Source organism: uncultured Lamprocystis sp. (assembly GCF_903933125.1).
In the GTDB taxonomy this organism is placed as follows: domain Bacteria; phylum Pseudomonadota; class Gammaproteobacteria; order Chromatiales; family Chromatiaceae; genus Thiodictyon.
Genome location: NZ_CAIZIZ010000330.1, coordinates 1 through 9,360 on the forward strand (window position 1 = coordinate 1; position 9,360 = coordinate 9,360).

7 protein-coding genes are annotated in these 9,360 nt (G+C 64.5%); 4 read left to right on the forward strand and 3 right to left on the reverse strand.

What is annotated here, in order from left to right; genetic code table 11:
• Positions 1-224 precede the first annotated feature (224 nt).
• From QZY03_RS17095 to QZY03_RS17105, 3 genes are all read left to right on the forward strand, one after another.
• The gene (locus tag QZY03_RS17095) at positions 225-866 is read left to right on the forward strand and encodes an SHOCT domain-containing protein (protein WP_295583161.1); all 642 of its coding nucleotides are present in this window, start codon (positions 225-227) and stop codon (positions 864-866) included.
• Positions 867-1,020: 154 nt separating this feature from the next.
• Positions 1,021-3,489: an EAL domain-containing protein gene (locus tag QZY03_RS17100; protein WP_295583170.1), complete on the forward strand. Its 2,469-nt coding sequence runs from the start codon at positions 1,021-1,023 to the stop codon at positions 3,487-3,489.
• Positions 3,486-4,046 carry a Uma2 family endonuclease gene (locus QZY03_RS17105; RefSeq protein WP_295583163.1) on the forward strand — a complete coding sequence of 187 codons (561 nt, stop codon included), beginning with the start codon at positions 3,486-3,488 and terminating at the stop codon, positions 4,044-4,046. Before QZY03_RS17100 ends, QZY03_RS17105 begins: the two co-directional genes overlap by 4 nt.
• On the opposite strand, the gene QZY03_RS17110 is transcribed toward QZY03_RS17105, so the two are convergent.
• On the reverse strand, positions 4,039-5,352 hold the full coding sequence (locus tag QZY03_RS17110; RefSeq protein WP_295583165.1) for an ATP-binding protein: 1,314 nt from the start codon (positions 5,350-5,352) through the stop codon (positions 4,039-4,041). The genes QZY03_RS17105 and QZY03_RS17110 overlap by 8 nt on opposite strands.
• 185 nt (positions 5,353-5,537) lie before the next feature.
• Here QZY03_RS17110 and QZY03_RS17115 point away from each other — a divergent pair, with 185 nt between their 5' ends.
• Positions 5,538-7,688 (forward strand): YgiQ family radical SAM protein, encoded by a 2,151-nt coding sequence (locus QZY03_RS17115; protein ID WP_295583172.1) that lies wholly within the window; start codon positions 5,538-5,540, stop codon positions 7,686-7,688.
• Here the strand turns inward: QZY03_RS17115 and QZY03_RS17120 are convergent.
• Together QZY03_RS17120 and QZY03_RS17125 are read right to left on the reverse strand one after the other, a co-directional pair.
• Positions 7,685-8,161, reverse strand: coding sequence for a DUF29 domain-containing protein (locus QZY03_RS17120; RefSeq protein ID WP_295583167.1), 477 nt, complete (start codon positions 8,159-8,161; stop codon positions 7,685-7,687). The genes QZY03_RS17115 and QZY03_RS17120 overlap by 4 nt on opposite strands.
• Before the next feature lie 374 nt (positions 8,162-8,535).
• Positions 8,536-9,360 (reverse strand): phosphomethylpyrimidine synthase ThiC (locus tag QZY03_RS17125; protein WP_295583168.1); only part of this gene is annotated, 825 nt, incomplete at its 5' end.

Sequence of the window (9,360 nt, forward strand, 5' to 3'; positions counted from 1 at the left end):
GCGACGCGTACCGGCTTGGGTCCGGCCGGATTAATGATTAAGGCCACGGCGCGCGTGCCGTCGCACCTGAACTGGCCGGTCTGTTCAATCGTTACTGCGCAAAACCCATCCGGCGAACACAGCTTTACAATGTCGGCACTGCGGCACCGGAGACCATCCGATCACCCGTCAATCACCGACCCATGGTAGCCTCTCGCCCCTAGCAACCCCAGTAGAGTATTTTCATGCAGCAACTCACACCCGAAGGCCAGCACCTGGTCGCGGACCTGGCGAACCGCCACGGTTTCAGCACCGATGCCGTCACCCACATGCTTGTCGCCGTGCGTAACGGCAACGGGTCTATGGCCCAGTTCAATCACCCGGAGTTCGGCGGCGGCGGCCAATGGATGCAGGGCGGCATGATCATGGTGGGGGACATGTTCAACAACATGCTCAAGGGCCGCGTGGACGCGCTGTGCAACGAGCTCTCGGGCATTCTGGCCCGTCAGCCGGGGCTGCTCCAGACCGGCAGTTTCCAGTCCCAGAGCCAGGGCGGCAGCGGTTACCAGACACAAACCGCTGGCGGCTATCCCGGTCAATCGAGCCTCTTCGTGCCGGACCCGGCCACGCACTGGTGGCCGGCCGAACTCGGCTCACCCAACGCCACCGGCGCTCAGAACAACGTGAAATATGCTTACTTCGCCACCGCCCGGCGCCTGGCGGTCGAGGCCGGCGGGGAATGTTGGGTCTACGACACGCTCGATCATCAGATTGGGGGTTTCTCACAGCAGCAGGGGGGCGGTTCGTCCATTACTTTCACCAGTCAGTACGGCACCGTGAGTCTGGCGCACTTACCCGTTGTGTCGCGCGGTCAGTCGCCGCGCTGACCGGTTTTTTTCGACAAGAGGCGGTCAACCGTGAGGACCCATTCAATCGCAAGGCCGGCCCCGTCGCCACACCGGCGGCGGGGGCAGATCGATCATGCCCGCAAGCATCCGATCATCAGCGCACGGACCCTCGCGGGAGTGACGCTGCTTGCGGGTGCGCCCGCGGCCTGGGGGGGGGGCAGCATCCGGCACTGATCTCTGGCCCTCCCTGCTGGCCGCCGCCGTGGGACTGCTGCTGCTCGTGCTCAGTGTGGTCGGCCTGTTTGCGATGCGCCGGGCGCGCGAACTTGCCGACACGTTGCGCCGCCGCGAGGCTGCGTACGATGCGGTGCAGCGTGAGGCGGAGCAGAACGAGCACGGCGAACGTCGCTACGCGTCCGTGCAGCAGGAAGCGCAGGGGCGCTTGATGACCCTGATCGCCGATGGGGCACCCCTGACCGACCTGTTGGAGGCAGTGGCTTCCTCAATCGAGTCACTGGATCCTGGACTCGTTTGCTCGATCATGCTGGTCGACCCGCAAACCCACCACTTACGGGTCGGGGCAGCGCCGCGGCTACCCGACAGCCTGATCGCCGCGCTCGACGGCCGCTCAGCCGCGTGCGCCGACCCGGCCGCCGACCCGGCCGCCTTGCGTCCACTGGGCGAGCGACTGGTGGTCGCGGACATCCTGTTTCACCCTTACTGGGAGTCGATCGCCGGGGCGGTCGAAGCCGCCGGAGTGCGCAGTTGCTGGTGCGAGCCGATCCGTGACACCAAAGGCCGGATGCTTGGTTACGTCGATGTCTACTCGCGGGTTCCGGACAAGCCGGACGCGCAGCAACGGGGCTTCATCGATCACGCGGTCTCGCTGGTGGCCCTGGCCCTGCAGCATGACCAGGATCGCAACGCCCGCCAAGTGGCCGAGGAACGCGCCAGCCTGCTGCTCGAATCGGCCAACGAGGGCGTCTTCGGCCTCGACCTGGACGGCGTGATCACCTTCATCAACCCCATCGGGGCGCGCCTGCTCGGCTATGCGGTGGCCGACCTGGTAGGCCAGGATAATCATGGACTGATTCACCATCGGGTCGGCAACGGCACCCCCATCGCGGCCCCCGACTGCCCCATGCTCGCGGTCATGCGCACCGGCGAGCCTGTTCGCGTGGCGCACGAGATCTTGTGGCGGCGGGACGGAACGTCCTTTCCGGTCGAGTACCGGGCGGCCCCCATCCGCAGCCATGGATCGATCGTCGGTGCGGTCGTCATCTTCAACGACAGCACCGAGCGCGAGCGGCAGGAGCAGCGCATCCACCGGCTCGCCTACTTCGATGGGCTCACCCATCTGCCGAACCGGGAGCTGTTCAAGGCCCGCCTGCAAAAACGCCTGAGCTCAGCGCGCCAGGGCGATCAAGGATTTGCACTGCACTTTCTGGATTTGGATCGATTCAAGGACGTCAACGACACGCTGGGACACCCGGCCGGTGACAGCCTGCTCAAGGAGGTCGCCGAGCGCCTGCGCGGTTTGGTACGGGCGACTGACACGGTCGCGCGTTTCGGCGGCGATGAGTTCGCCGTCATCCAGCCGGACGTCCGCGAACTGACGGACGCCGCCACGCTCGCCGACAAGATCGTCAGCGGCCTGGCCGCGCCCTATTGGGTCGCCGACCGGGAGGTCCAGTGCGGTGCCAGCGTTGGTGTTGTCCATGTGGCGGAGAGCGAGTTGGATCTGGAAACCCTGCTCGGCCGCGCGGACGTGGCGCTCTACAAAGCCAAACGCAACGGGCGTGGACGCTATGCCTTCCACACCGATGAGATGACCCGTCAGGTGTGTCGGGACACCGCGCTGATGGACGCCCTGGATCAGGCGGTGCGCAACGGCGAACTCTTTCTGCACTTCCAGCCCCAGGTCGAACTCGCATCGGGGCGCATCACCGCGGTGGAAGCCCTGGTGCGCTGGCTCCATCCGCACGAGGGCGTCATCCCGCCCGGGGACTTCGTGCACCTGGCCGAGCGCCGCGGGCTGTATCAGGTGCTCGGTGCCTGGGTGCTCTCAACTGCCGCTACCCAGGCCCGCCGCTGGCACGACGCCGGGTTCGCCTTCGGCCGGATCACCATCAACGTCTCGCCCCAGCAGGTGCGCAGCGGCACCCTGGCTGATGACCTGATCTCGACCACCCAGGAGCACGGCATCGCGCCCGCCTTGCTGGGGCTCGAGTTCAGCGAGACCGCACTCCTGGAGTATGGCGAACACCATCGCATCCAGGTGGCCGCCCTGCGCGACGCCGGGGTCCACCTGACCCTGGATGACTTCGGCACCGGCCTGTCATCCCTGACCCATCTGCGCCGCGGTGGCGTCAGCACACTCAAGATCGACCGCAAGCTCGTCCAGGGCATCTTTGATGACGATGATAAGGATGCCGTCGAGATTGTGCGCGCCGTCCTCGCCGTCGCCGAAGCCCTGGCCCTGGATACCGTCGCCGCGGGAGTCGAGACCTCGGCGCAGGCCGCGCGGCTCGCGTCCTTGGGATGCGACTGCGCCCAGGGGCGGCTGTTCGCCCCGCCATTGGAACCCACTGCACTGGAGCCTTACCTGGCCCGCGGGGTGATCACGCCGACGTCGACCGATGACCAGGATCGATTTGCATGATCTCGGTCGCCGCCTACCTGGAAAACGAGAAGGTCGCTGACCTGCGCAGTGAGTACGTCAATGGACTCTGCCTGCCCGTGGTCGGTGCCAGTCGGCGGCACGATCAGATCTGCATGCGCCTGGCCCAGCTCCTGGCGGACCACCTCAACGGCTCGGCCTGCCGCCTGTTCCGTCCCAGGGTCAAGGTCCATCTCCAAGGGCCGGCGGATGAGCGTTTCTACTACCCCGATCTCCACGTCGCCTGCCAGGAAGCCGCCGAGCACCCGGACTATCTCGATACACCCAGGCTGATCATCGAGGTCTTGTCCGCGGCGAGCGCACACCGCGACCGCGACGAGAAGGCGCCGGCCTATTGCCGCATGGCCACGCTCGATGAGTTGGTCCTGGTCGCCGATGACGCACCGCGCATCGAGGTCCGGCGGCGCCGCGACCAGTGGGCGCCGGAAACCCTGGTCGATACGGGTGCGCTGGATTTGATCAGTATCGGCGCCGTGATCCCGTTGGAGCAGATTTTCGGAGGGCTGGCGCCGGGGGGGAATAAGGAACCGCTTACTTGAAACGCTGGTTTCCGAGATCCTGCAACCCCAAAACCGCCAGATACTCAGGATGGGCCGGCAGGATCGTCCGGAAATAGCTCCTACTCTGATCAAAATCAAACATTGGCGGCGGCGAACCATTTTGCTGCATCGCCCGCTTTACCCGCGGAATACCGGTCCCCCGCGCCTCCGCGAGCTTCAGATCCTTCAGAAACTCCCCGATACGGCGATTGCGGGCGGGGACGGGGGGCAGCGCCACCTGCCCGTCGAAATGATAGCGCTCGATACCCGGCACCGGCCCAGGATAGCTGATGATCTCCATCCGATCCCGGTAAATATAGACCTTGATCGGCTCGTGCTCATTCTCATAAGAGCGATGGTAAACCGCATTGACCAAAACCTCTCGTACCGCCAGGCTGGGATAACTGACCCAATGGGCGGCCTGCGCCAGATCAGGCAATTTCTGAATGAGCCGGACGGATAGGTTATCCAGGTAACCCAGACACTCCCTGAGTTGCTCCTGTATGGGGCGCTGCGCAAAAACCTTTTCTTCAATCAAATCGCCGGCGGCATCTGCGGCAAATTGAACGACCTCGATGCGGGCGCCCGGAAACCATTGTTCCGGGTTCTGGCTGAAAAACAGCAATCCGATATTACGCGGTACATCATGACCGTTCACGGATTCGGCAATCCGCAGATTGCGGTACAGCGTTTGGGTATCCGGCTCATCCACCAGCCCGCTACCGATGTCGTGCAAAAACTCTCGCACCTTGGTTTCACGGATATCCAGAACGCTGGTCTGCAAGGCCCGCCGGTCATCGAACGGCACCCGCGCGGTGAGCTGCATCAGTTGTGTCTTCAACTCGGCTCTGGAGTCGGCGTCGATGGTGCTCGATCCCAACCGAATATAATACTTGCGCGCGGCGCCTTTCTCGGATGACTCCGGGGCCTGGTGCGGACGCATCTGGCTACCGGGCGCCCAAACCACCAAGATCGACCGACCGCTAACCACCTCCGGCGACAGCACGGGTTGATAAATGGGATCGATGGTATTGCAGCGACCGCGAATCCACTGTTGAGCGCGCGCGAGATCCACAGGTGAAAGCCCCTTAGGCGGCATCACCGCCACGCCGTCCTGTTCGCCGACTCCGATCACCACATAGCCGCCGTTCAGATTCTGAAAATCATTTGCAAAAGCGCAGATCGTACGAATGACTTGAGATCCGGTCGTCTGCTCGTCCCAGCTGGCTTTCAGCTCGATGCGGGCGGACTCGACACCTCTGCAATGCAGCAGGTCTTCGATATTGATTGGAAGAATCGACGGCATGAACGGATACTCGAATCATGAAATACTGACAGTTTCGTCGACATCCTGACCGATCCGCAACACCGCGATCAGGCCGAGGCACAGCTTCTGCTACGGCGGCCAAAGAGATTCTCCCCCAGTCAGTCCGGTTGAGCCCTTGCGCCTGGGTCTACAATGCCGTCTTTGCGGACCGCGACACGGCCACCATGGACCAAGCACCCGACCTTTTCTCCTATCGCAAACACTGGGCGCATAAGCTCGGGACTGCGCCTGAACTGCCCATGTCCCGCGCGGAGATGGACCTGCTCGGCTGGGATGCCTGTGACGTGATCATCGTCACCGGGGATGCCTATGTGGACCACCCCTCGTTCGGGATGGCGATCATCGGGCGGCTGCTGGAGGCCCAGGGGTTTCGCGTCGGCATCATCAGCCAGCCCGACTGGCGTTCGGCGCAGGACTTCACCCGACTGGGCCGTCCGACCCTGTTCTTCGGTGTCACCGCCGGCAACATGGACAGCATGGTCAACCGCTACACCTCGGACCGGCGGCTGCGCTCCACGGATGCCTATACCCCGGACGGCGCCCCCGGCAAACGGCCCGACCATTCGGTCACTGTCTATGCCCAACGGGCGCGGGAGGCCTATCGCGATGTACCGATCATCATCGGCGGCATCGAGGCCAGCCTGCGGCGCATCGCCCATTACGACCATTGGTCGGAGAAGGTCAAGCGCGCCGCCCTGGTCGACGCCAAGGCGGATCTGCTGATCTTCGGCAATGCCGAGCGGGCGGTGGTGGAGGTCGCCCACCGGCTGGCGCGCGGCGAGCCCATCGGCGCCATCCGCGACCTGCGCGGGACCGGCTTTCTGGTGCACGGGGCTCCGGACGGGTGGACCGAGATCGATGCCAGCCAGGTCGACCGGCCCGAACCGGTGGCGCCGCACCCGGACCCCTATACGTCGGAACCCGCGGGGTGCGCGACCGTCAAGACCGACGCCTCAGTGTCGACAGGCGCGGCGACCGCGGCCGTGCCTATCCAGTTTCACCGCCGCCCGCGTCACCTGGACCGCGGCCGGACCGTCGTGCGCCTGCCCTCCTACGAGCAGGTACGCGATGACCCGGTGCGCTATGCTCATGCCTCGCGCGTCTTCCACCAGGAAACCAACCCCGGCAACGCCCGCGCCCTGATCCAGGGCCATGGGGACCGCGCCGTCTGGCTCAATCCGCCGCCCATCCCGCTGACCAGCGCGGAATTCGACCGGGTCTACGAACTCCCCTACAGCCGCCGGCCGCACGCCGGCTACGGCGCCTCACCCATCCCGGCCTGGGAAATGATCCGCTTCTCGGTGAACATCCTGCGCGGCTGTTTCGGCGGCTGCACCTTTTGCTCCATCACCGAGCACGAGGGGCGCATCATCCAGAACCGCTCCGCGGAGTCCATCCTGCGCGAGATGGAGGAAATCCGCGACCGCACGCCCGGCTTCACCGGCACCATCTCGGATCTGGGCGGGCCGACCGCCAACATGTGGCGGCTCGCCTGCAAGGACCCGGCGGTCGAATCGGCCTGCCGCAAGCCGTCCTGCGTCTATCCCGACATCTGCCCCAATCTCAACACCGATCACGGCCCCCTGATCCAGCTCTATCGCCGGGCACGCCAGGTGCCCGGCATCAAGCGGGTGCTGATCGCCTCGGGACTGCGCTACGACCTGGCGGTCCGCTCCCCCGAGTACGTCCGCGAACTGGTCAGCCACCACGTGGGCGGCTATCTCAAGATCGCGCCGGAGCACACCGAGGCGGGACCGCTTTCCAAGATGATGAAGCCCGGCATCGGCACCTACGACCGCTTCAAGGCGCTGTTCGACAAGTTCTCGAAGGAGGCCGGCAAGGAGCAGTATCTGATCCCCTATTTCATCTCGGCCCACCCCGGTACCACCGACGAGGACATGATGAACCTCGCGCTCTGGCTCAAGAAACACGACTTCCGGCCGGACCAGGTCCAGGCCTTCCTGCCCACCCCCATGGCCACCGCCTCGGCCATGTACCACACCGGCCTCAATCCCCTGAAACGGGTGACGCGCGGCGGTGAGAAGATGACGGTGGTGCGGGGCGCACGCCAGCGGCGCCTGCACAAAGCCTTTCTGCGCTATCACGACCCCGAGAACTGGCCGCTGCTGCGCGAGGCACTCAAGTCGATGGGCCGCGCGGATCTGATCGGCAACGGCAAGCGCCACCTGGTACCGGCCTTCCAACCCGCGGGGACGGGTCTGCGCCCCGAGGGCCGACGGCGGCCGACGGCCGTCACCGGCGTGGGCGGAACCACCGCGATGCGGCCGGTACGCCCGCCGACGCGGAAACGTTAGTCGGTACCCGGCCAATAGGCGTCCGCGATGATCTGTTCCGTGGTGTAAGGACACGCGGATGGAAAGCGATCCGCCTGGAGTTTGGTCTCGATGGCCGCGAGCCGTCTCGCCGAGGGGTATTCCCGCAGGATCAGAGTCGGGACGCTGCCAACCAGACTCGGGCTGTCTTCGAGGATGACGGCGATTTCGCGCCGGGCGCTGATGATGGATCGCTGCCAACTGGTGCCGCGGCGGCTGGCCTGAAACTCCCATTTCAAGAGATGCAGCAGGAGGTTACGCAGATGACTGCCCAAGGCGCGCCGTTCGCTCTTGCCCAAGTCTTCCAACTCCTCGGCAATGTGCTCGACATCGATTTCCGCGAGCCGCCGCTGGCGGAGCAATGCCGCGTTCGCCTCGGCCCAGGCCACCAGATCGCCTTCGTAGCCATCGGGACAGGCGTCGCCTAAAGGTTGGAGCTTACGCGCGAGTGCCATGTTGCGTCTTCCGATTCAAGATGCAGAAATAAAGTAAACCTGCCACCTAGGTAGCGACGTGCCGACCGCGACGGAGTGGCCCCGGCGAACCCCATCCGACTGAAGCGACACGCCCCGAACCGGAGGCCGAGGCTTTAGCCGGTGGCCCCCGCTTAAGGCAAGACACCGCCCTTCGGGCACCCTCCGGCTAACGGCCATGGAAGGAACATCAGCCACCCCGGAAGATGAAAGTCCCCCGTGGGAGCGGCGTCCCGCCGCGATGCGGTGCCGCGGTGCTCTCGAACGCTGCGGTGACACGACCGAGCCCATCGCGGCGGGACGCCGCTCCCACTATGGTCGGTTGATCCCAGACGAAGGAAAACCCGTTTGCCTCGTCAAACCTCCTGGTAGATCTTCGCCCCGTCCTTACGGAACTCCTCCGCCTTTTCCTTCATGCCTTCCTCGATCGCGATCTCCACATTGTCGAGCCGATGCGCCTTGGCATAGTCGCGAACGTCCTGGCTGATCTTCATGGAGCAGAAGTGCGGGCCGCACATGGAGCAGAAATGGGCGACCTTGTGGGAGTCATGGGGCATGGTCTGATCGTGATACTCGCGCGCCCGTTCGGGGTCGAGCGAGAGATTGAATTGATCGTCCCAGCGGAATTCGAAGCGCGCCTTGGACAGCGCATTGTCGCGAATCTGTGCACCCGGCAGACCCTTGGCAAGATCGGCGCCATGGGCGGCGATCTTGTAGGTGACGATGCCGTCGCGCACATCCTGCTTGGTGGGCAGACCCAGGTGCTCCTTAGGCGTGACATAGCAGAGCATGGCGGTGCCGTACCAGCCGATGTTGGCGGCGCCGATACCGGAAGTGATGTGATCGTAGGCGGGGGCAATGTCGGTGATCAAGGGCCCGAGTGTATAGAAGGGTGCCTCGTAGCAGTCGATCAGCTCCTTCTCCATGTTCTCCTGGATCATCTGCAGCGGCACATGACCCGGGCCTTCGATCATGACCTGGACATCATGTTCCCAGGCGACCTTGGTCAACTCGCCCAGGGTCTCCAATTCGGCGAATTGAGCAGCGTCGTTGGCATCGGCAATGGACCCTGGACGCAGTCCGTCACCCAGACTGAAGGCGACATCATAGGCCTTCATGATCTCGCAGATGTCTTCGAAATGGGTGTAGAGGAAGTTCTCCCGATGGTGCGCCAGACACCA

Bases quoted from the DNA above. Each gene is read 5' to 3' on its own strand.
- QZY03_RS17095 (WP_295583161.1), top strand. From the start codon at position 225: ATGCAGCAACTCACACCCGAAGGCCAGCACCTGGTCGCGGACCTGGCG.
- QZY03_RS17105 (WP_295583163.1), top strand. From the start codon at position 3,486: ATGATCTCGGTCGCCGCCTACCTGGAAAACGAGAAGGTCGCTGACCTG.
- QZY03_RS17110 (WP_295583165.1), bottom strand. From the start codon at position 5,352: ATGCCGTCGATTCTTCCAATCAATATCGAAGACCTGCTGCATTGCAGA.
- QZY03_RS17115 (WP_295583172.1), top strand. From the start codon at position 5,538: ATGGACCAAGCACCCGACCTTTTCTCCTATCGCAAACACTGGGCGCAT.
- QZY03_RS17120 (WP_295583167.1), bottom strand. From the start codon at position 8,161: ATGGCACTCGCGCGTAAGCTCCAACCTTTAGGCGACGCCTGTCCCGAT.